Source organism: Halalkalibaculum sp. DA3122 (genome assembly GCF_043951865.1).
In the GTDB taxonomy this organism is placed as follows: Bacteria; Bacteroidota; Rhodothermia; order Balneolales; family Balneolaceae; genus JAMQKA01.
In genome coordinates this window covers 1-21,826 of record NZ_JBINJF010000027.1, presented here as the reverse complement: position 1 = coordinate 21,826, position 21,826 = coordinate 1, and the positions used below count along the sequence as shown (strand labels likewise).

19 protein-coding genes are annotated in these 21,826 nt (G+C 51.1%); 11 read left to right on the top strand and 8 right to left on the bottom strand.

Annotated elements, in window-relative coordinates; all coding sequences use genetic code 11:
- Positions 1–51: 51 nt before the first annotated feature.
- Together ilvN and ilvB are read right to left on the bottom strand one after the other, a co-directional pair.
- Entirely contained in the window at positions 52–576 is a 525-nt protein-coding gene (ilvN, locus tag ACG2F4_RS15130; RefSeq protein WP_395261724.1) for an acetolactate synthase small subunit, read from the bottom strand.
- Positions 573–2,252, bottom strand: a complete 1,680-nt coding sequence (gene ilvB, locus ACG2F4_RS15125) for a biosynthetic-type acetolactate synthase large subunit (protein ID WP_395261762.1) — start codon at positions 2,250–2,252, stop codon at positions 573–575. Before ilvB ends, ilvN begins: the two co-directional genes overlap by 4 nt.
- A 226-nt stretch (positions 2,253–2,478) precedes the next feature.
- On the opposite strand from ilvB, the gene ACG2F4_RS15120 reads away from it, so the two are divergent.
- The 3 genes from ACG2F4_RS15120 (at position 2,479) to ACG2F4_RS15110 (ending at position 6,974) form a co-directional block, all read left to right on the top strand.
- Positions 2,479–2,727, top strand: a complete 249-nt coding sequence (locus tag ACG2F4_RS15120; RefSeq protein WP_395261723.1) for a hypothetical protein — start codon at positions 2,479–2,481, stop codon at positions 2,725–2,727.
- Between the two features lie 183 nt (positions 2,728–2,910).
- A complete protein-coding gene (gene ilvD / locus ACG2F4_RS15115) occupies positions 2,911–4,641 on the top strand; it encodes a dihydroxy-acid dehydratase (protein ID WP_395261722.1) in 1,731 nt (576 codons plus the stop codon).
- A gap of 287 nt (positions 4,642–4,928) precedes the next feature.
- Complete coding sequence (locus tag ACG2F4_RS15110; protein WP_395261721.1) at positions 4,929–6,974, top strand: OPT family oligopeptide transporter; 2,046 nt, start codon at positions 4,929–4,931, stop codon at positions 6,972–6,974.
- Between the two features lie 53 nt (positions 6,975–7,027).
- Here ACG2F4_RS15110 and hisIE read toward each other — a convergent pair whose 3' ends face one another.
- Together hisIE and hisF are read right to left on the bottom strand one after the other, a co-directional pair.
- Positions 7,028–7,666 (bottom strand): bifunctional phosphoribosyl-AMP cyclohydrolase/phosphoribosyl-ATP diphosphatase HisIE, encoded by a 639-nt coding sequence (gene hisIE, locus ACG2F4_RS15105; protein WP_395261720.1) that lies wholly within the window; start codon positions 7,664–7,666, stop codon positions 7,028–7,030.
- A 132-nt stretch (positions 7,667–7,798) separates the two neighbouring features.
- Complete coding sequence (gene hisF / locus ACG2F4_RS15100; RefSeq protein WP_395261719.1) at positions 7,799–8,560, bottom strand: imidazole glycerol phosphate synthase subunit HisF; 762 nt, start codon at positions 8,558–8,560, stop codon at positions 7,799–7,801.
- Between the two features lie 80 nt (positions 8,561–8,640).
- Here hisF and ACG2F4_RS15095 point away from each other — a divergent pair, with 80 nt between their 5' ends.
- The 3 genes from ACG2F4_RS15095 to ACG2F4_RS15085 all read left to right on the top strand — a co-directional run bounded on the left by ACG2F4_RS15095 (position 8,641) and on the right by ACG2F4_RS15085 (position 10,724).
- Positions 8,641–8,841, top strand: a complete 201-nt coding sequence (locus ACG2F4_RS15095) for a hypothetical protein (RefSeq protein ID WP_395261718.1) — start codon at positions 8,641–8,643, stop codon at positions 8,839–8,841.
- 233 nt (positions 8,842–9,074) lie between these two features.
- Positions 9,075–10,088, top strand: coding sequence for a hypothetical protein (locus tag ACG2F4_RS15090; RefSeq protein ID WP_395261717.1), 1,014 nt, complete (start codon positions 9,075–9,077; stop codon positions 10,086–10,088).
- A 132-nt stretch (positions 10,089–10,220) separates the two neighbouring features.
- Complete coding sequence (locus ACG2F4_RS15085) at positions 10,221–10,724, top strand: phosphoheptose isomerase (protein ID WP_395261716.1); 504 nt, start codon at positions 10,221–10,223, stop codon at positions 10,722–10,724.
- Between the two features lie 101 nt (positions 10,725–10,825).
- On the opposite strand, the gene hisA is transcribed toward ACG2F4_RS15085, so the two are convergent.
- Positions 10,826–11,539, bottom strand: coding sequence for a 1-(5-phosphoribosyl)-5-[(5-phosphoribosylamino)methylideneamino]imidazole-4-carboxamide isomerase (gene hisA / locus ACG2F4_RS15080; protein ID WP_395261715.1), 714 nt, complete (start codon positions 11,537–11,539; stop codon positions 10,826–10,828).
- Between the two features lie 139 nt (positions 11,540–11,678).
- Here hisA and ACG2F4_RS15075 point away from each other — a divergent pair, with 139 nt between their 5' ends.
- From ACG2F4_RS15075 to ACG2F4_RS15055, 5 genes are all read left to right on the top strand, one after another.
- Positions 11,679–13,262 (top strand): calcineurin-like phosphoesterase C-terminal domain-containing protein, encoded by a 1,584-nt coding sequence (locus ACG2F4_RS15075; protein WP_395261714.1) that lies wholly within the window; start codon positions 11,679–11,681, stop codon positions 13,260–13,262.
- 277 nt (positions 13,263–13,539) lie between these two features.
- Entirely contained in the window at positions 13,540–13,683 is a 144-nt protein-coding gene (locus tag ACG2F4_RS15070) for a hypothetical protein (protein WP_395261713.1), read from the top strand.
- Between the two features lie 269 nt (positions 13,684–13,952).
- Positions 13,953–14,519, top strand: a complete 567-nt coding sequence (locus ACG2F4_RS15065) for a DUF2267 domain-containing protein (RefSeq protein WP_395261712.1) — start codon at positions 13,953–13,955, stop codon at positions 14,517–14,519.
- A 73-nt stretch (positions 14,520–14,592) separates the two neighbouring features.
- Positions 14,593–14,940, top strand: coding sequence for a hypothetical protein (locus ACG2F4_RS15060; protein ID WP_395261711.1), 348 nt, complete (start codon positions 14,593–14,595; stop codon positions 14,938–14,940).
- A 464-nt stretch (positions 14,941–15,404) separates the two neighbouring features.
- The gene (locus tag ACG2F4_RS15055; RefSeq protein WP_395261710.1) at positions 15,405–18,782 is read left to right on the top strand and encodes a peptidase MA family metallohydrolase; all 3,378 of its coding nucleotides are present in this window, start codon (positions 15,405–15,407) and stop codon (positions 18,780–18,782) included.
- 390 nt (positions 18,783–19,172) lie between these two features.
- Here the strand turns inward: ACG2F4_RS15055 and ACG2F4_RS15050 are convergent, their stop codons facing one another.
- The 3 genes from ACG2F4_RS15050 to ACG2F4_RS15040 form a co-directional block, all read right to left on the bottom strand.
- A complete protein-coding gene (locus tag ACG2F4_RS15050; RefSeq protein WP_395261709.1) occupies positions 19,173–19,424 on the bottom strand; it encodes a hypothetical protein in 252 nt (83 codons plus the stop codon).
- A 323-nt stretch (positions 19,425–19,747) separates the two neighbouring features.
- Positions 19,748–20,584, bottom strand: a complete 837-nt coding sequence (locus ACG2F4_RS15045) for a universal stress protein (RefSeq protein ID WP_395261708.1) — start codon at positions 20,582–20,584, stop codon at positions 19,748–19,750.
- Between the two features lie 55 nt (positions 20,585–20,639).
- The gene (locus ACG2F4_RS15040) at positions 20,640–21,488 is read right to left on the bottom strand and encodes a universal stress protein (RefSeq protein ID WP_395261707.1); all 849 of its coding nucleotides are present in this window, start codon (positions 21,486–21,488) and stop codon (positions 20,640–20,642) included.
- Positions 21,489–21,826: the final 338 nt, after the last annotated feature.

Sequence of the window (21,826 nt, the reverse complement as noted above, 5' to 3'; positions counted from 1 at the left end):
TATATCCTGCTTTTAATTATGTGTTGAGTTAATACTGGTTTCTAATAGTGTCTATACTGTTCCGCTGTATTCTCTTTTCAGGGCTACCGTACCGGTTCGGGCCACTTCCGATATTCCAAACGGTTCCATCATGCCGATGAAGGCGTCTACTTTATCGCGGTTGCCCGTCACCTCTATGGAGAGCTTTTCGGGACTGATGTCGATCACCTTGGCACGAAACACCTGGGCTACCTGCATCACCTCGGTACGGCTGGAAGCGGTGGCCGCCACCTTGACCAGGGCAAGCTCGCGTTCCACGAAGTGTTCATACGTCAGGTCGGTGACCTTTACCACGTCGATGATCTTGTTGAGCTGCTTGGTGATCTGCTCAATGATATGTTCGTCGCCGTGCGTGGTAATGGTGATTCGGGCAAGCCCCGATTCCTCTCCCGGTCCAAAACTGACACTGTCGATCTCAAACCCTTTTCCGCTGAAAATTCCAATGATTCTGGAAAGAGCGTTGAGATTATAGTTGACCAGAACCGAGAGGGTATGCTTGTTTTTCGTCTCTGTCTTCCCGTTCTGTGTAGATATCATTCTTCTTCTCCTTCTACCATTTCATTCAATGCTGCTCCCGAGGGTACCATCGGGTAGCAATTTTCATGTTCTTCAACCTGAAAGTCCATAACCACGGGCCGATCATTGATCTTCATCGCTTTTTCGAGCACCTCGGTCATCTCTTTGGGGTTGACAGCCCGCATTCCGATGGCCCCATAACTTTCGGCCAGCTTGACAAAGTCCGGATTTCCCTTCTTGAGGATAGAGTGGCTGTAGCGCTTGTTAAAGAAGAGCTCCTGCCACTGCCGGACCATACCGAGGCAGTTATTGTTCATGATGGCAATTTTCAGCGGCACTTCATATTCCACAGCTGTGGCCAGCTCATAGGCGGTCATCTGGAAGCCGCCGTCTCCGGTGATGCAGACGACCGGACGATCGGGACAGCCAAAGGCAGCACCCATGGCGGCTGGAAATCCGTACCCCATGGTGCCGAGTCCTCCCGAAGAGAGCCAGGAGCGCGGGTGGTTAAAGTTGTAGTGCTGTGCAGCCCACATCTGGTGCTGACCAACATCCGTAACAACAATCGCTTCCCCCTTGGTAATGCGGGAGATCTCCTCAACCATGTGCTGGGGATAGATCGTTTCATCCGATTTGGGGATTCGAAGCGGATGCTCCTTTTTCCACGTTTCGATCGTATTCCACCACTCGCTGGTATCGGGAACGTCGGTCAGTTCATCAATTTGCGGCAGTACGTTTTTGACGTCTCCCACAATGGGAACCTCCACCTCTACATTCTTTCCGATGTTTGAGGGATCAATATCGATATGAATTTTTTGGGAGTGGGGAGAAAATCCATCCAGGCGCCCTGTTACGCGGTCATCAAAGCGAGCGCCGACCGCCAGCAGCACATCACACTCAGTGGTTGCCATGTTGGCATAGTACGTGCCGTGCATGCCCAGCATGCCCAGCGACTGTTTCTTGCTTTCCGGGAAAGCACCGAGCCCCATAAGGGTGGTGGTCACCGGGATGTTAAGGCGCTCGGCCATGGCGGTCAATTCCTCCCATGCTTCGCCGAGGATCGCTCCCCCACCGGCGTAGATCAACGGCTTTTTCGCCTCGCTCAGCAACTTCGCTGCTTTTCGTATCTGGGATTTGTGCCCTTCGGTAACCGGGTTGTAGTTGGGCATCGAAATTTTCTTGAGTCCGCTGTAGCGACCATCCGTGTTCAGCATATCTTTGGGAAGGTCGACCAGTACAGGCCCGGGGCGGCCGCTGGTGGCTACATGAAAGGCCTCTCGAATGACATGCTCCAGCTCATCCACATCCTTCACCAGGTAATTATGCTTGGTGATCGGGCGGGTTATGCCCACGATATCCGCTTCCTGGAAGGCATCATTGCCAATAAGGCTGGAGGGCACCTGCCCGGTAAAAACAACCAGCGGAATGGAGTCCATGGCCGCGGTGGCAATACCGGTAACGGTATTGGTACCGCCCGGACCGGAAGTAACCAGGACTACGCCTGGTTTTCCGGTAGCTCGGGCGTATCCGTCGGCAGCATGTGTTCCGGCTTGTTCGTGTCGAATTAAAACATGCCGGATATCATGACTATCAAAAAGTTTATCGTAAATCGGTAATACAGCTCCCCCCGGATACCCAAAAAGAGTATCTACCTCCAGGTCTTCCAGCGTATTAATCAAAATTTCTGCCCCGTTCATTACGTGCGTTTCCGAGGCCTCAATTGGTTGTTCATCGGTGCCGTGTTCGAGTTTTTGAGCTTTTAAGTGGTTCATATGACCTCGTTAATGTACTTTTCCCGCCAGAGGTCAGAATTTAAGTTAAATCTTTTGTAAAAAGAGCTTGATTTAAGTTCTAACCTCTGGCTGTTTTGGTTAGCTAATTAGTAGATTTAGAATTAGAATGCCAGAAATCAGAACCTGTAGAATGGATAGTACGGCTACAACAATACCTGCTGTTCCGATACTATTGATAAGCTCTACTACAGGAGAGACGGATATAGCTAAAGAGATAGAAAGGGAAGCAACAAGGGAAATCGCTACCAACACGGTGATGGAAAAATCACGATCTGCAGGCCGGGAAACGGCGTTTGCATTGGTGTTGGCGACAACGGTATGTATTGTTTTGTTTCCCAAAAGTAGTTTTTGCTTGCTTTCCAATGAAGCTCTTCAATAATAGGTAACCATTGCTCTGATGTCAAGCAAAAAAGAAAAAAAGTATCAAAAAAATTTCTCTTGTAAAGTTTGACGATTATTATAGCTTTAGACTTTCCTTTTCCACTGTATATTGTAGAACTATTTTAATACCCTTGACGGTTGCGTTAACAGAAATTGGTTATTAAAGAATATTCTGAATTTTATGGCTGAAAAACTCAATAAATACAGTTCCCGACTTACACAGGAAGAATCACAGGTTGGCTCACGCGCCATGCTCTACGGTGCCGGTCTTGACGACGAAGATATGGACAAGGCCCAGGTGGGTATCGCCAGCACGGGCTGGGAGGGCAATCCCTGCAACATGCACCTGAACGGGCTGGCGGAGCAGATACGCGACAGTGTTTGGGATGCCGGACTGGTTGGCTTTGTGTTCCACAGTATTGGGGTTAGCGATGGAATTTCGATGGGAACGCAGGGAATGAAATATTCACTTCAGTCCCGCGATATCATCGCAGATTCAATTGAAACCGTTATGCGGGCCCAATGGTACGATGCCAATATTTCGGTGGTGGGCTGCGACAAGAACATGCCGGGTTCGGTGATGGCGATGGCGCGGTTTAACCGCCCCTCTATCATGGTATACGGGGGAACGATCCGTCCTGGAAAGTGGAAAGGGGAGGATCTGAATATTGTATCGGCATTTGAATCGTATGGCGAATACCTTTCTGAGAATATTGACAAGGATGAACTCAACAACGTGATCAAGCATGCGTGTCCCGGAGCGGGAGCTTGTGGTGGGATGTATACAGCGAATACGATGGCTTCAGCCATAGAAACCATGGGAATGAGCCTGCCGTTCAGTTCATCGATTCCGGCCACTCATCAGCAAAAAATGGAGGAGTGCCGGCGGGCTGGCAAGGCGGTCCTGAACTTGCTGGAGCAGGATCTGAAACCGCGGGATATCATCACCAGGGAGTCGCTGACCAACGCGGTACGGATGATTGTGGCGCTGGGGGGATCGACCAATGCCGTCATGCATATGCTGGCTATTGCCCATGCGGCCGAGGTGGATTTCACTATTGACGATTTCCAGGAGATCAGCAACGACACCCCGTTTATTGCTGATCTTAAACCCAGTGGCAAGTATGTGATGGAGGATCTCTTCAACGTGGGAGGGGTGCCGGCCGTGCAGAAGCTGTTGCTGGAGGAAGGATACCTGAACGGAGATTGTATTACGGTGACGGGTAAAACGCTGGCTGAAAATGTAGCCGAAGTTCCCGGTTTGCTGAAGGAACAAAATATTATTCAACCGATATCGGATCCGATTAAGGAGACCGGTCACCTGCAGGTGCTCTATGGAAATCTTGCTCCTGAAGGGGCCGTGGCGAAAATAACCGGGAAAGAGGGATTGCGCTTTGAAGGATCTGCAAAGGTGTTTGAGTCTGAAGAAGAGAGCCTGAAAGCGATTCAGAATGGAAAAGTGCAGGCGGGCGATGTGGTTGTAATCCGCTACGAGGGCCCAAAAGGCGGACCCGGAATGCGTGAAATGTTGTCTATTACGGCTGCCATCATGGGTGCGGGACTCGGTAAGGAGGTGGCCCTGATCACCGATGGTCGCTTTTCCGGCGGATCACACGGGTTTGTCATCGGCCACGTAACTCCTGAAGCCCAGGTGGGCGGACCCATTGCACTGCTCGAGGACGGAGACCCGATTGTTATTGATGCTGAGGAGCGGGTCCTGCAGATTGACATCCCGGAGCAGGAGCTGGAGGCGCGTCGCGAAAAATGGGAGGCTCCGCCGCTTAAAGTAAACAGCGGGGCCCTGTATAAATATGCACTGCTGGTCTCCTCGGCTTCTGAGGGGTGCGTAACTGACAAACTCCCGTATGAGGTTGTCGATCCGGTTGAGCGGAAGAAAAGTGTAGCAGATTAACAAGAGATCTTTGCAAAACCTCTGTTTTTACCCAATCCCGGGTTTTTACCCTTAATGGAAGTTGGTTTCATCCGGGATACAGGCCATTGGGCCCGGCCGACCAGCGCGGGGTAGGTGAGCTATGGAATCTTTCACTCAACGCCAGCTGGGCTGTACCGGAGGAACGTTCATTATCCTGCTGTTATACAATGAATTACACAAATACGGGGTGCACCCGGTCTTCCGGGACTACCATCACAAGTAAATCAAGTCAATAGACAAAGAGTAGAGAATTATGGAGGTCAGCTTTGGGCAATCAACCTGAAAAATTTACTCCCTATGTTCGACCGGAAGACGATCTCCCCCAGATAACAATCAAGGCCGTAATTTTGGGGATTCTGTTGTCGGCTATCCTGGCAGGGGCAAATGCCTATTTGGGGCTGAAGGTGGGGATGACCGTTTCAGCCTCGATACCGGCTGCCGTTATCTCTATGGCGGTGCTTCGGCTGTTCAGGGAGTCGAATATCCTGGAAAATAATATTGTGCAAACGGCCGCTTCGGCCGGCGAATCGCTGGCGGCCGGGGTGATTTTCACATTGCCGGCGCTGATTTTACTGCAGTACTGGACTGATTTCCCATTTATAGATACCATGGCCATTGCCCTGTTTGGAGGCGTACTGGGAGTGCTTTTTACCATCCCCTTGCGACGAGCGCTTATCATTGAGCAGGGGTTGAAGTTTCCGGAGGGGATAGCCACCGGAGAGGTGCTGAAGGCCGGTTCCGAGGGCGGCAAGGGTATCAAATATATATTATGGGCGGGCTTGTTTGGTGGATTGTATAAACTGGGTCAAACAGGATTCAAACTTTTTTCCGGTTCTGTTTCCGGCTCAGTTACCGCCGGTCGGTCTGTTTTTGGGATGGGAACCGAGCTCTCTGTGGCCTTGTTGGGAGTGGGATATATCGTTGGACTGAATATTGCAGTCCTTGTATTTTCCGGCGGACTTATTTCCTGGCTGTTTGGAATTCCGATCTATACAGCGCTGGCTGATCCGGAAGTTCTGAAGCAGGTCACCGGGAGCGCAACCGGCTATACCGCCGCGCTGGAAGTCTGGAGCCAGAAGATCCGCTATATGGGAGTGGGGGCTATGGTGGTTGGTGGCATTTGGGCGCTTGTTTCACTGGCAAAACCGCTGGTGGATGGCATCAAGTCATCCTGGGAGGCGGTCAAAAAAGTCCGTGCGGGTGAGGGGATCGATATACCACGAACTGAGCAGGATGCCCCGATCAATTATGTTCTGTGGGGGGTAATCGGCCTTGCTGTCCCGATTTTTATCGTGTTTACGCAAGTGATTGATACGGCCCATCTGCCGGTCAGCAGCGGACTGTATTGGACAACAATGGCGATTGGAACCCTGTTTTCACTGGTGGCCGGTTTCCTGTTTTCCTCGGTGGCCGGCTATATGGCGGGTCTGGTAGGCTCCTCCAACAACCCGATTTCAGGGGTCACGATTGCAACAATTCTCGCCACGGCCTTGATACTGTTGGCACTGCTGGGAACACAACTGGAATTCGGTGTCGACACCGAGCGGGCCGGGGCTGCTGCCGCAGCGGTTGTAGTTGGTGCGATGGTCGCCTGTGCCGCAGCCATCGCCGGGGATAATATGCAGGATTTGAAAGCGGGACAACTGGTTGGGGCCACCCCCTACAAGCAGCAGATTATGCAGGTGGTCGGGGTTATTGCGTCGGCGCTGGTGATTGCCCCCATCCTGAGCTTGTTATTTAACGCCTACGGCATGGGCGGGGTTTTCCCAAGGGAGGGAATGAACCCTGAGGAGATGCTCAGTGCCCCCCAGGCCACCCTGATGCAGTCGGTGGCGGAGGGCGTGTTTGCCCAGAACCTGGAATGGACCATGATCATTATAGGATGTGTGATAGCGATAGCGATTATCCTTTTTGATAAATACCTGGAGGCCCGCGGTTCTGATTTCAGGGCCCCGGTGCTGGCGGTAGCTGTGGGAATATATCTGCCACTGGAGCTGACGGTGCCGATCTTTATCGGGGGACTGATTGCCTGGTATGCCGGTAAAAGAATTGCTGGCAGGGCTGCCCGGGAGGGGAAAGATCCTGAAGAAGCACAAGAACTGGGTGAGCGCCGCGGGCTGCTGTTTTCATCCGGACTTATCACCGGGGAAGCCTTAATCGGTATTATTCTCGCCATTCCTTTTGCCCTGCAGGAAAGCACCGACGCGCTGCGCCTTGTACCGGAGTCATTCGTTCCCTACGCCGACTGGCTGGGTGCGATTGCCGGTATGCTCTTTATTGTCTGGCTCTATAAAATTGTAACCCGGAAATAGCTATAAATGACAGAATAGAACAGCATGGCCGGGCAATGCCGAATAACTAAATATTACCCGAGGTGCTTGTGGTTCCCCTTGTTGTGGCGTTTTTTAAGTTTTTTAACCACTTTTTTGAGTGATATCCCCTTTTCCACCATCAGGACCATCAGGTGAAAAACCAGGTCGGCCACTTCTCCGACAAATTTTTTCTTTTTGTCATTTTTTGCTTCGATGACCGTTTCCACGGCTTCTTCACCCACCTTTTGGGCCATTTTGTCGATCCCTTTTTTGAAGAGGTAGGTAGTATATGAATCTTCCGGCAGGTTGGCTTTACGGTCTTTAATCAAATCTTCAAGCTCTTTCAGGAACGCGTACCGCTCTTTTTTGGGACGAAATTCTTTTTCGTGGAAACAGGAGGTGTTTCCCGTGTGGCAGGTCGGTCCCTGGGGATGGGCAAAAATCAGCAGCGTATCATTGTCACAGTCGGCCTGGATCTCAACCAGGTCGAGGTAGTTTTCGGACGTCTCTCCCTTGGTCCACAGGCGTTCTTTGCTGCGGCTGTAAAACGTGACCCGCCGCTGTTCAATCGTTTTTTTTAGTGCGGGTTTGTTCATATAGCCGAGCATCAGGACCTGGTAGGTATCGGCGTCCTGTATGATTGCGGGAACGATTCCATCCCCCTTGTTAAAATCTATTTTATCGATGTCCATCTGGCAAGTAAAAAAATTAAGCTGTCGGTTTTACAATTATTCCGGTGAGAAAGTACACAATTAACGGCGGAATTAATACCGGGGTTGCCACAGCATCAGGGCAGGATCCCGTGATGTTTGGGAGGTTCCATTCTACGGTACGATCCGCACGGGGATATCCTCGTTGTTAAAAGAAGCTTTGAGATCTTTGATATCGATTTCCTGGAAGTGAAAGATACTGGCAGCCAGCACAGCATCGGCAGCCCCTTCCCGGATGGCCTCTATACAGTGCTGGATGGTTCCGGCGCCACCACTCGCGATGACGGGGATACGCACCTCTTTATTCACTTTGCGGAGAAGATCCACGTCAAATCCCGATTTGGTTCCGTCGCGGTCCATGCTGGTCAGCAGTATTTCTCCCGCACCCCGTTGCTCCACCTCTTTCATCCATTGCAGGGCGTCCTTTCCGGTATCTTCCGTGCCTCCTTTGATAAATACCGACCAGGAGTCGCCCTTGCGTTTGGCGTCTACGGCAGCAACGATGCACTGGGCTCCAAACCGCTCGGATGCCCGGTTGATGAGATCCGGGTTTTTAACGATGGCACTGTTCAGTGAAACCTTGTCGGCCCCGGCATGCAGTATCTCCTCGATCTCATCCAGCTTGCGGATGCCCCCTCCCACGGTAAAGGGAATATCGATTTCACGGGCGATCCGCCGAACCAGCTGAACCAATGTTTTTCGCTTTTCCTGGGTGGCGGTAATATCCAGAAATACGAGTTCATCCGCGCCTTCATCGGCATATCGCCTGGCAAGTTCAACAGGGTCGCCGGCATCCCGCAGATCTACGAAGTTGACTCCTTTGACCGTTCTGCCGTCTTTGATGTCTAAACATGGTATAATGCGTTTAGCAAGCATATGATCCTAATTTTTGGAAGATTTTTCGTGGTAAATATAGCCATTTGCGTCAACATATCTGAATACCGGAGGAGGTTAAAATGAAGCTATTTAAACCACATTTAAATAAACCGCTTGACTGGAATTTTTTTTCAGGGTTAAATAAAATATACTCTAATCCAAAACAAAAACGGGAGGTTGTTATGAGTAAACCAGTTGAATGTCCGGAATGTGGCGCAACCGCAGTAGAACCTTGCCACAAAGAACCTGTAAGTGATTGCGTCAGAGAAGAGAACAAGTAAAATAATAAATAACCAACCTTGTGGCCCCGGACTTTCCGGGGCTTTTTTTATTTTCCTTTCTCCTAAACCGTTGTAGCCCCTGCTGTTACACCAGTCAATTTGTAACAAGTACTGAAGACAGCACTCTTGTGAATAAACGGCTTACTACCCAAAAATGGGACCGCACCATGCAGGTTCTCACGGGAAGGATTACGTCTGTTGGGCTAGTACCTTGGCAATAACAAAATTTCGCTATGACGCTTAAAATTTTCGGGGAATTCGTAAGTAAAATTGTACTGGCTGTTGTTGAGTTTGTTGTAAAATGTGGTGCCGTTTTGGCTTCTCTTTTAACCCTGGGGTCACAGGGCTCATTTGCAGATAGAGTGTTGTACAGCTTCAGTGCCTTTCCAGCCCTGTTGGAGCATATTTCCGAGGTATCCGCGCAACTTAGAAATATGGAAAGCACGATTCCCGATTATACCACGCTGTCGCCGGCTGAGTTTGCCGACCTTCACGGAACAGGTGCCTTCGACAGCATAATGCTGATCCTGAATGGGGCCACAAAATTTTTAGTGGCTGTACACCGGAATTTGGAAGCGGCTCCGCTCACTACGTTGGCGGCAGCCGGCACAATGTTTTGCAGCATCTTTGCAGTCAGCGTGTTACTGGGATTTATACGACGTGCCGGCGAAGATTCGGTTTGGATCCGGGCAGAGAGGAGGCTCTGGAAAAAGCTGACGAAGCAGGAGAAACGGGAACCGGAGGATAAACTTGAAACAGCAGCACCGCCGGGAGGGAAAAGCAGCAATATTGAGTCAGAGCCAGAGCCAGAGCCTGATGCCGGGGACGGGGAAGGGGAAGGGATGGGGCCGGGCGAGCGTGAGAAGTCGCCGGATCCATCAGCTTCAACTACATCCGGATCTCCATCTCTGGCCGTGGAGGGAGTACGGGGAGATGCTTCGGACCTTCCGGTCGATACCCGAGCGGATGATTTCAAAGAGAAGCAATCAACAGTGTCCACCACCGATGATCAGCAGTCAAAAACGGGTGATCTCGAATCGGCAAAAGGGGACAAGCGGGCGGAAGAACCGGGGACAAAAGGAACGGCTCTACTTGCATCAGAAGAAGAGATCCACACTGAAAGTAAACTGGAAGAAGAACTGGCTAATGCGGGAAAAGCTAAAGCCGGCGATTCCCAAAGCGACTTGGAATCCCCACAGGAGTATAGCCTGCAGGAATACCTGGAGAGGGCGCGGTCGTCCGGCTGATATCCTTGGTCAGACAATTTTCAGCGGGCGACATTGGATAACCTCGAAAAATTAAAATGGCTTAGATACGCTTTCTTTATTAAGTTCGCTCGTTCGAAAAAAAATGTAATGATACGATTCAAAACGATTTGAATGGGTTCTGAAGACGCCAGGCTACAGATCTTTGAAGATACCAAGCAGAAAATTCAGGAGCAGGGTTTTACCATCATTGACCAGGACCGGGAGCGCCCCTGGGGGGGATTTTTTGTAATTAAAGAGTCCGAGGCTCCGCAATTCGCCGATACCTATTTTGAGGGTGTGCCGGTGGATGAACTCAAGATTGCAGGAAAATTGAGTCCCAAAATTTTGATTGTGGAGCCGGAAAAGCGGCTTTCCTGGCAATACCATCATCGGCGGGCAGAAATCTGGAAAGTGATTGAGGGACCCGTCGGTGTGATGAGGAGCGATACCGACAAGCAGGGACCGGTTGAGACGTTTGATACCGGGGATCTTGTAAAGCTGAAGCAGGGAGAGCGCCACCGGTTGGTCGGGCTGAAAAACTGGGGCGTACTTGCTGAAATTTGGCAACACACCGATGCCCAAAACCCCTCCGATGAAGATGACATCGTCCGTGTACAGGACGATTTCGGGCGGTAGTACGTGTACGCGTTCAGCGGTTGGGGGACAAGGTTTTCAATAAATCGGGGAAAGCCCCCTGTAGCACCGGAGAATCGGGATAAATAAATTTGGGTCAGATTTTAAGTAAAATCGGCCAGCTGCTCCAGCGAAATTTTGCCTTCGTAATACGCACGACCCACCACAACAGATCCAATACCGGTTTTCTGCAATTCAAGCAGGTCGGAGTAGCTGCCCACGCCGCCTGAAGCGATAAAATCAAGATCGGGGAACTGCTGCATCAGGGATCGGTATAGGTCGATGTTGGGGCCTTCAAGGGTCCCGTCCCGGCTGATGTCTGTGGTGAGTACATGCCTGAGACCGTGCTTGATCATGGGTTTCAAAAAGTCGTTGAGCGAGTCGTCGGAGGTCTCTTCCCAGCCGGCATACGCTACTTTTCCTTCTTTCAGGTCCATGCCCAGGATCGCTCGTTCCGCCCGTTCCCCGATGAGCTTGAGCCAGTCCGCCGGTTTTCGCACCGCCATGGAGCTGCAGATAACACGGTCGATCCCCCTTTTTAACAACATGTCAGCATCTTCATAACTTCGGATGCCTCCGCCGGTCTGTACGGACAACCCGGTATTTTCAATGATGGAGGAGATCTGTTTCAGATTGACAAATTCGCCCTGCCGGGCTCCATTCAGGTCTACGACATGAATATGGGAAAACCCCGCTTTTTTGAACTTTTGAGCCTCATCCAGCGGATTGTCATTGTAAATGGTAGCCTGGTCATAATCTCCTTTGTGGAGTCGTACAACCTGGCCGTTCAGCAGGTCAATGGCGGGTATTACCTTCACGATATGGTATATTGGTTGTTGAGTTAAAAATTTGAAGAACCAAAGGTAAAGAAAATTTAACTTTAATTTTCTTTACCCTTGATATACCAGAGGTATAATTGTTTCCTTTAACTACTTTAGAATTAACAGCGTTATTGATATGAAACACGCGGGAACTCTTGTTGTATTCTTCCTACTCACGGTAACGGGCGCCCTGGCCCAGCAAACGGCCAAAGGCACGGTCTTTGAAGATGCCAACGGGAACGGGCAAAAAGAGAGGGGGGAGAGCGGAGTAGCTTCTGTGGCTGTCTCCAACGGTCGGGATGTGGTACTCACGGATGACCGGGGGCGCTACACGTTGCCGGTAGATGACGACGACATCCTTTTCGTGATTAAACCCTCGGGCTACAAGCTGCCGACAGATGATCAAAACCTGCCACAGTTTTATTATATCCACAAGCCCGCGGGATCGCCGGAGCTGGAATACGCCGGTGTGGAGCCGACGGGACCGCTGCCGGAATCGGTGGATTTCCCGTTGATAAAGACCGAAAAAAAGCAGCAGTTCAGGATGCTGGTGTTTGGGGATCCCCAGCCGTATACCGAGCAGCAGGTCGAGTATTTTGACCGCGACATCGTCTCTGAAGTAGCGGGAATTGAAGGCTACGATATGGGAATTACCCTCGGCGATATCGTGGGTGACGATCTCGACCTGTTTGCCCCCTACATCCAGTCGGTGGCCCGGGCGGGCATTCCCTGGTTCCATGTATACGGCAACCATGACATGAACTTTGATGCGGAATCCGACCGGTTCGCCGACGAGACGTTCGAGCGCGTTTTTGGTTCCGCTACCTATTCTTTCAACCACGGGCAGGTCCATTTTATCGTGCTGGACGATGTGGTATACCCGCGTAGCGACGGAAAATCGGGCTATATCGGTGGATTCACCGACGAGCAGCTCACATTTATAGAAAATGATCTGAAACACGTATCCAGAGACAAGCTGGTGGTGCTGGCGTTTCATATTCCTCTCATCGTACCGGAAGGTCGTAGCACGTTCCGTATTGAAGACAGGAGCCGGCTGTTTGACCTGCTGAAGGAGTACCCGCATACCCTGTCGCTGTCGGCCCACACGCATATTCAGCAATTTGCGTTTTATGGGGAAGATAGAGGCTGGCACCGGGAAAATCCCCATATTCACTACAATGTGGGTACGACCTCCGGCGACTGGTGGTCGGGCGTACCGGATGAGCGCGGTATTCCTCCCACCCTGATGCGCGACGGCACCCCCAACGGCTATGCCATCATTAATTTTACCGGCAACGAGTTTACACTGGATTACCGGGCGGCGGGTTATGAGGAGTCGTACCGCATGAGTATCTGGGGTCCCAAAGTTGTTCCCCAGGACAGCTGGCACGGCGCTGAGATTTTTGTGAATTATTTTATGGGTTCAGAGAAGACCAGGGTGGAGTACAACGTTGCGAACAGCGGGTGGCGACCTATGGGCAAGGTTGAGGAAAGCGATCCGTATGTGGCACAGCTCCGGGAAAAATGGGATACTTCGGAATCTCAGCTTGCGGGAAAACGCCCTTCGAATCCGGTAACATCCACACATCTGTGGAGTGTTGGCGTGCCGAATAACCTCCCCACAGGAAAGCATACTGTTCAGATCCGGGTCACCGACATGTTTGGACGAACGTTCTACGGTACGTTTGACTATGAGGTCGTGCGGCCGGGGGGCAACTGAGGAGTTGGAACGTGAGCGGAACATCCATATAGTCTTGCGCCATGGGTAGCAGGTTCCCTGTAATGCGTAATAAAGGCGCAATGTTACCCCTCACCTGGTGAAAAGATACGGTTCTAAAAAATTAATCTTGACACAAAATCATAAAGCCACCACTCTCTTGTCCGGATATCGACCCGGGAGATGCCAATACAATCAGCTACAGCAAGAGCAGCTTTGGCGGCCCCTCGTTGACCGGAAATGTTAGACCTCTTCAGGTCGGGGACAAGGGCAAACAGCGGTGCGGGATATCTTCTATGTTGAATTTCCAATGGCCGACCCGGAAAATGGATTCGGTACCGGGGAATGGGATGGTATGTCCGGCTTTGAAAAGGTTGAAGTGGCAGATGGATCGTATCGTGTGTTACCGGAGTTGCGTGCATAGTTAGTTCAACTACAGTGCCGGACCCTGGTATAAAATCAACCGCAGGTCAATTGGAGCACAAGACAATGACTGCGATCTGGTACTTACTGTTATAGCGGTAAACACATGGAATAGATTTGGCAGCAGTGTAGTGGAAGCTCCTTCAAGAAAGTGTGGGAATACCTGTATTTGCCCTCCCGCTAATATAGGTATATACAATACAATCCCGTATGGTAAGCAGTCTGTGCGGAAGAATTTTTAAAAATGTGGAACATATGAAACCCGCCATTATGGATAAAGAAAAGGAAGAACTTCACTGGTTTGAAAAGCTCCCGAAAAAGAAGCGTGAGCAGCGGAAACGGCGCGCAAACAATGATGGTAACCCAGCCTCCGGCAACCGGCAGCAGCCGGCAGTCAAGAAAGAAGTCAACCTGGTAAAATTTGTAAACGAGGTTGAGCAGTGGATCGACGAGGTGTCAGCATACCTGAAGACCGGGGATCGCAAAGATTGGGCGTGGAATGCACTGCGGGGCGTACTCCACGGTCTGCGGGACCGGGTGCCCCCGGCAGAAGTTTTCCAGCTGTCTGCCCAATTCCCGATGCTTATTCGCGGGCTGTTTTTGGAAGGATATCAGCTTGGCAATAAACCGGAAAAATTTAATCGCAGCGAGCTGGAAACGCGGATCGATATGGCAGTGGGCCCGGCAGTTGATTTTGATTCTGAGGCCGCCTTCAAAGCCGTACTGCTGGTGTTATACGACCATGTGAGCGAGGGAGAGCTGCAAGATGTCTACGCTACACTGCCCAAAGATATTCGTCAGCTTTGGGACAGCAGCCTGGAGAAACATTCCGTCTGAGTGGGCGTTGAAAATACAGAATCGGGTGAAACAGCGGTTTTACTAAGACCACTACAATAAAAAGGAGAAAGCTATGGAACCAACAGAAGAGAATGAGAAATCCATGACAAAGGCCAAAAAAATGACTAAACGATCCAAACGTGAGGAGTATATCGAAAAACTCTCAGCGCAGCTCAAAAAATGGGATACAGAGCTCGAAGAGTTGGAGGATAAGAGCGAAAAGCAGGTGGAAAAAATGAAGGCGGGTTTTGCCAAAAGGATGGAAGCGCTCAAAACCAGCCGGGATCAGCTCCGGGAGAAGATGCATCGCCTCGAGGAGGTGGGAGAAGCGGCATTCAGCGATCTCCGAAAAGATGCGGAAAAGCTGTGGAAGGATACTAAAAAAGGATTTGAAGCGCTCAGGAAAGAACTCAAAAAATAAAGCAGAATCTCCCAGGTGGGGCTGTTGAAAAACTTGCTATTTTGTTGAGAGGTAGTTGTATCACCGACCTTGGTGGGGGGGGATATCCCCCCTCAGAACGAGGAGTTGAGGGTTTTGCGAAGGCCCTCTCAAGAGAGGGCTAACGGATGATGCCGTCTCATTGGAGCTGGCATCGGTTTTATGTGATGAAGCGATATCCCGGAGAGATTGAAATGGGTGAACATGCCGGAATCGGGCAAAACAACGGTTCTTCAAGGTCCTCATAAAATAATTCAGGATCCTGCAATAATTCCACGATTTGAGCGTAAGAAACAGACTGGAAACCCGGTCTTATAAATACGGGAATCGTGCTGCTCCTTTTGAACACAAGCGGGACATTACCGGATCAAAGGGAACAACACACAGGATGTGTGCCTGGCGAAAAGGATATACTGACGAAACAACGACATACGAGAGGTCCCCCCTTGAAATTTAACAAATACTATTTTCGACAAGCGAAGCGGCTCCTGTGGATCGCATGTATGCTCCTTCTTGCGACAGAAACCGCAGATGCCCAATATTTTGGGTTTGGCAAAAACAGGGTACAGTACAACAGCTTCGACTGGCGATATATTCAGTCCGATCATTTTGACGTGCATTATTACGATCCCCTCAACTATGAACTGGCCGACTTTACGGTGCGTACGCTCGAATCCTCACTGAAGCAGCTTAATGAGGATTTCAACCACGAAATCGCGAACCGGATCCGGGTTATTATCTATGATTCCCACAACGATTTTTCCCAGACCAACGTCGTGAACCTGCCTATAGATGCGCAGGGCATCGGCGGGGTTACGGATCTGTACAAAAACCGGATCACGATGCCGTTCAGCGGCAACTACACCGAATTTCGCAGCACCCTGCACCATGAACTGCTGCACGCCGTATTCAACGACATGTTTTACGGTGGCAGCATTCAGTCGATCATCAGCAATAATGTGCAGCTTATCTTTCCCAACTGGTTTGATGAAGGGCTGGCGGAATATGTGTCGAACGGCTGGGATACCAACACGGATATGTGGATCCGGGACGCTGTCATCAACGACTACCTGCCGGACCTGCCGCAGCTGGGGGGCTATTTTGCCTACCGCGGGGGACAGTCGCTCTGGAATTTTATCGTGGAGGAATACGGCCGGGCAAAAATCGGGGAGATCCTCCAGATCATCAAGACCCGGCGCAGCGTGGAGGTCGGATTCGAGCAGGCACTGGGACTCTCCATAGAGCAGCTTAATGACCGGTGGAAAGATTACTACCGCAAGCGTTACCTGCCGGAAGTGGCGGAACGGGAAAATATCCGGAATTTTGCCACGCATGTGACGGAATGGACCCGTGATAACACCTACAATACGAGTCCCGCTATTTCGCCGCAGGGCGACAAGATCGCCATGATTACCAACGACCGGGGTTATTTTGATGTCGTGGTTATCAGCGCCATTACAGGCAACAAGTTGAAAACGCTGATCAGGGGAAGCGACAACATCAATTTCGAGGAGTTAAATATCCTGAATCCCAACCTGAGCTGGTCGCCGGACGGTTCAAAATTAACCTTGTCGGCCAAATCGAAGGGGGCGGATGACCTGGCTATTGTGGATTACGAGACCGGTGAGATACAGAAGATCAAGTTCCCGCGCCTCGATGCGATAGGCTCGGTCTCCTGGTCGCCGGACGGACAGAAAATTGCGTTTGACGGGAATATCGGTCCCTACCAGGATATCTTTATCTACAACCTGCAAACCCGCGAGTTTATGAATCTGACCAACGATGTGATATCCGACATGGAACCCGTCTGGAGCAGCGATTCCCGGTCGGTGTATTTTGTCTCGGCCCGCGGCGACAATGTGGAGCTCAACAGTTTTAAGGAAAATTACCGCCTGTTGCTGAGCAACGACCTCTATTCTACCGATATCTACCGCGTGGAACTGGGAGCGTCGAGGGCGGTCAGGCTGACCAAAACACCGCAGTGGTCGGAACGGCAACCGATAACCACGCGGGACGGACGGCTGGTCTTTATATCGGATCAGAACGGGATTCCGAATATCTACCGGATGAACCTGGATGACCGAACGACGGCTCCGCTGACCAACCTGCAGTCGGGTGTCATGCAGATATCAATAAGTGCCGACGGCAGCCGGCTGGCGGTGAACTCGGTGGATGAAGGTACGCTGGATATCTTTTTGATCACCTCTCCCTTCCAGCGTATGCAGGAACGCGAGCTAACGCCGAATGAGTGGGCCCTGCGTCGACAACGAGAATCGGAAATTGAACGGGTCCCGGCCACGCTGTATGTCCGCCAGATGTTCGGTGCCCCGGTCGCCCGTGCCGAGACGGTCAGTGATGATCCGTTGCTGCCGGCAGAATCTGTGGATGTTCCCGAAGCTGAGCAGCCGGTGCCGGAAGCGGAACCACAACCGGAGCAGGCCCCCGCCGATACCACAGGGGATGATACAATTGATTTCCGTAATTATGTATTTTCGCCCGAAGTGGAGCAGGATACGGCATTCGCCAATAAATACCTCGATGCCCAGCGGTTTTCTCCTCCAAACAGCATAACCGATGACGGGCGATATCAACCAAAAGCGTATCGCCTGCAGTTTACCACCGACTACACCTATGCCGGCGGCTCTTTTTCCACCTATTACGGGACGTACGGGCTGGTACAGGTGGTATTCAGCGATCTCCTGGGAGATCATCAAATTACCTTTGGCAGCAACCTGGTGTTTGACCTGCGCAACAGCGACTATTTTCTCTCCTACGGGTACTTCAAACGGCGAACCAACTGGCTGGCCAGCTTCTTTCATTCGTCCACCAACTATCAGACCTTCAGCGGACAGCTTTACAGGTTCCGCTCCATGGGCGGGGGCATAACGGCCCAATACCCGATTGACAAGTTCCGCAGGGTTGACTTTAACATGAGCGCGCTCTCCATCAACCGGGACTATACGATCCTGGGATACAACTTTTCAGATAACAGGGCCACCACCTTTCTGTACCCTCAGGCCACGTACACGGTAGACCGGACGCTGCCCGGATTCATTACGCCGGTGGGTGGGCACCGGTACGCAGTAGGACTATCGGGAAGTCCCCCCGTAATCGGCGAAAAGCTGGAGTTTGTATCGATGATGGCTGACTATCGCAAGTATTTCAACCTGCGCTATGGATACTCATTTGCGGTACGTGGTTCAGGGGCTGTTTCGATCGGGGGCGACTCGCAGACCTATTTTATGGGTGGCATGCTGGGGTGGATCAACCAGCGCTGGTCCGGCAACTCCATTCCTATCGACAAGCTGGCTGAAACGTTCCTGACGCTCCCGGCGCTCCCCCTTCGCGGGCATGAATACAATACCCTCTATGGCGACAAGTTTTCCCTGATCAATGCCGAGTTCAGGTTCCCCCTGTTTGCCGCCATCCTGCCGGGCCCCATCCCGTTTCTCCCGCTGTACAATATGACCGGGGTCGCCTTCCTCGATGCCGGTATGGCCTGGGGAAAGGATATTCCGCTGGAATATTTTGACCTGACCGGCAACACAAACAGCGTTACGCTGAATGATGCCGATCTTAACGTGAAAGTGGCCGAAGAGGTTCAGTATTATTTGACCGGTGACGGGCAGCTGGGAACCGGCACGCCCCCCTCCGGTGCCAGTACCTTCAACGCCATTGACGGGGACATACTGATCGGCGCGGGATTTGGTATCAGAACCATATTGCTGGGACTTCCCTTCCGCTATGATGTAGGGTGGCCCTATTACCGGGATGGATTCGCGGGAAAACCGATACACTATTTTTCCATCGGTATCGACTTCTGATGGTTGGTGCAGGGGCATGGGCTAAAAATTGCTACCCTGCCCTTCCCGGCCTTGAATGGGGCGCGGAGGCCGAAGCAGGCGTTTGTGGATGTTGCACCGGTGATGGCTTTGATAGCGGGCAACCGGCGTGACGGACCATCAACATCCACGCCTGCACAGGCTGCAGCGGGTGCCCCATTCATCGCCTTGATCTTTTCCGTCCCTTTTGGGTCAAGCCAAAAGGGACACCTCGGTTGGGGAAAACAGTCTCCTGTTTCATAATTCAGGCTTCTTAATCATCTTTCCTTGTTTTTAGGGAAAAAAGAAAAAAAATCGGCCGATCTATCACCTGTAAATCCACACGGGTAGCCCCGTGTTTGCAGCTAATAAAAATAGCAGCCAGTAACGGAATTAGTGATGAGAAAGGATGTTGATATCCGCTTTCAGGTATAGCTTCCCATCCTCTATGATGACTTCGCTGTCAATTACCTCAAAAATCTCTTTTTTGTGCAGAGGCAGGGGAAGTTCCAATGATGAAATTGCATCCGGCTTGTTGTCGGGGTGTCCACCCTCATCTTCCCATCGTTGCAGATCCGCCAGGTCCTCCGGGGTAATAGAGGATTGGTCCAGCTTAATTTTGATGTTTTTATACCGTGGTTTCATATCAGGAGTATTTGTTAAAAAGCATGAGTTCCCAGTGAATAAAAATATCTGATCTGCGCGATGTTACAGTAAGAGATCCCGGACGATGTTTGTAGGGAAAAGGAGGCAGCGGGGAAATCATCAAGCTTAAGCTGCCGCATCTCCTCCGCCGGGAGCCAAGAGACTTTACGGCTGTTGAATACCCCGTTGTGCCACAACACTTTCCAGTTCCAGACTCCTGATCTTCAGGGATCTTTGCAGAGCCTGCTATAGGTGGTTGTACTACCGACCGTATTGACCTTTAAATGGGAGTGCAACTCCCTCGGAACGGTTTTGCAAAGCCCTCATTCATTCAGCACAAGGAGTGGAACCTTGGTATAATAGCTGAGCTCTTTGGTATGATCTTTCTTAAGCAGGGCTTCGATCCTTTTCTTCTTGTAGCGAACCAGCACGAGCAGCCCCATTCGGTGATCAGTGAGATAGTCGGCCACCCCCGCCAGGAACTCTTTCTGGATGACTATGTCGAATTGGATGGGGCGGTCCCGGTTTCCCGTCTTTTCCCTGACCAGGTCCCTGAATCCCCGGAATTTGATTTCGGTCTGCATGTCGCGGTCTGCCGCCACGTGCAGTACATTCAAATCTGCGTTAAACGTGTCGGCCCATTCGATGGTTTGCTTGAGGGCCGCCCAGTCACCTGAACGAAAATCAGTGGCAAAAGTCATCGGGTCAAAGGTCGCCTGCGTGCTGTTCTCGGGAATCGCCAGAACTGGTATGCTCGATTCAAGGATCACGTGAGAGGCGATACTGCCATAAAGAATGCGGTTCATTTTAGATCTGCCCTTGGTCCCCATCACGACAAGATCAAAATCCTTGGAATTGGCGTGTTCGAGGATCGAGGATACAACGTTTCCGTTTTGAAGCACAAGGTCCACCTGGAGCTCACTGTATCGTTCAGATTTGCGGATGGAATCAGCCGTTTTTTCCAGGAGTGTACGCGCTTTCTGCGAATGGCTTTTGGGGAGTCCGCCGGAGTCATGCGGGATATAGGAGGGGGCCTCAATGACGTGGAACAGGGTGATTGCAGCCCCGGTCTGGCTGGCCAGTTCGAGGGCAAAAGACAGGGCGTTTTCGGCATTGTCAGAAAAATCGGTCGGAAACAAGATGCGGTTAAGTTGTAGCATAATGAAGGTCCCGTATAACAGGTTGAAGGTTACTCTTTGGCATGTGGAGCTTAAATCACTTGGTCTTGTGGTCTCCCATCATCACCAGCAGTGGCACTTTCGTATAGAATCCCATCTCCTTGGAGAAGCTGCGGGAGACCAGCGATTCCCAAAATGTCTTTTTATACCGCACCATCGCCAGCAGGTCAACCGGATGCTTGTCCAGGTAATCGGCAATACCGCTGAAAAAATCGAACTCCCGGACCAGGTCAAAGGATAAATCGGCTTCCGGGTGCGTTTCCCTGACCAAGTCCCGGAACCCCCTGAATTTAATCTCCGTCTCCAGGCTCTGGTCAACCGCGACATGAACCACCTTGAGGTTTGATTTAAAAAGCCGGGCCAGGCTGAGAACTTCATTCAGGGTGTTCAGGTCATCTTCGTGAAAGTCGGTCGTAAATACGATCTGCTTAAACTGGTTGAATGTGCTGCCTTCAGGTATGGCCAGCACCGGAATATTGGAGTGCAGGATCGTTTCGGTTGTAAAACTGCCGAAAAGCAGTTTCCGTGATCCGGTGGCCCCCTTGGTCCCCATGACGATGAGACCGGCATCGCTGCTGCGGGCCTCATCGAGGATATTTACCACCGGGTGACCAGGCAGCAGCTTGGTGTCGATTTTGAGTTGTTTGAACCGTTCATTGCGTCTCAGCCCGGCAACCAGCTGCTCAAAAAGTTCCGATACTTTTTCAGTAAGTTTCTCCTTGTCATGGGCATGCATCGGGGCAAAATCAAAGGGTTCTTCCAGGCAATACAAAAGGGATAGCCGGGCCTCTGTCTTGAGTGCCAGCTCAGCGGCAAACGGCAGGGCCTGGTTTGCATTCTCGGAAAAATCGGTCGGAAAAAAAATAGTGTCAATATCTGCAAGCATGACAGAATCTCTTCTTAAATGATTTGCGAGTATCTGTTTTGGCATATAAGGTATTGAAGCTTTGCAGAACCTGATCCTTTGTTGGGAGGTAGTTGTACCACCGACCTTCTTTAGCACATAAAGCGGGTGTAGAACTCCCTCCGAACGGTGCTTTGAATGTTTTGCAAAGGCCTCTATCCCGGATTTCTCACGAGTATGTTGGATAAATATCATGTAACTTCATGGATGACCATAACTTATACTATTTTTACTGCCAAATTATCATTACAGTCTGTAACAGGCTGCGAAATGGGCCTTTCAGCTGCGTTGAAGGACAAATCACCTGCTCAACGTACCAA

Coding starts and splice junctions, on each gene's coding strand:
- ilvN (WP_395261724.1), bottom strand. CDS start 576: ATGATATCTACACAGAACGGGAAGACAGAGACGAAAAACAAGCATACC.
- ilvB (WP_395261762.1), bottom strand. CDS start 2,252: ATGAACGGGGCAGAAATTTTGATTAATACGCTGGAAGACCTGGAGGTA.
- ACG2F4_RS15120 (WP_395261723.1), top strand. CDS start 2,479: ATGGATAGTACGGCTACAACAATACCTGCTGTTCCGATACTATTGATA.
- ilvD (WP_395261722.1), top strand. CDS start 2,911: ATGGCTGAAAAACTCAATAAATACAGTTCCCGACTTACACAGGAAGAA.
- hisIE (WP_395261720.1), bottom strand. CDS start 7,666: ATGGACATCGATAAAATAGATTTTAACAAGGGGGATGGAATCGTTCCC.
- hisF (WP_395261719.1), bottom strand. CDS start 8,560: ATGCTTGCTAAACGCATTATACCATGTTTAGACATCAAAGACGGCAGA.
- ACG2F4_RS15095 (WP_395261718.1), top strand. CDS start 8,641: ATGAAGCTATTTAAACCACATTTAAATAAACCGCTTGACTGGAATTTT.
- ACG2F4_RS15090 (WP_395261717.1), top strand. CDS start 9,075: ATGACGCTTAAAATTTTCGGGGAATTCGTAAGTAAAATTGTACTGGCT.
- ACG2F4_RS15085 (WP_395261716.1), top strand. CDS start 10,221: ATGGGTTCTGAAGACGCCAGGCTACAGATCTTTGAAGATACCAAGCAG.
- ACG2F4_RS15075 (WP_395261714.1), top strand. CDS start 11,679: ATGAAACACGCGGGAACTCTTGTTGTATTCTTCCTACTCACGGTAACG.
- ACG2F4_RS15065 (WP_395261712.1), top strand. CDS start 13,953: ATGGATAAAGAAAAGGAAGAACTTCACTGGTTTGAAAAGCTCCCGAAA.
- ACG2F4_RS15060 (WP_395261711.1), top strand. CDS start 14,593: ATGGAACCAACAGAAGAGAATGAGAAATCCATGACAAAGGCCAAAAAA.
- ACG2F4_RS15050 (WP_395261709.1), bottom strand. CDS start 19,424: ATGAAACCACGGTATAAAAACATCAAAATTAAGCTGGACCAATCCTCT.
- ACG2F4_RS15045 (WP_395261708.1), bottom strand. CDS start 20,584: ATGCTACAACTTAACCGCATCTTGTTTCCGACCGATTTTTCTGACAAT.
- ACG2F4_RS15040 (WP_395261707.1), bottom strand. CDS start 21,488: ATGCTTGCAGATATTGACACTATTTTTTTTCCGACCGATTTTTCCGAG.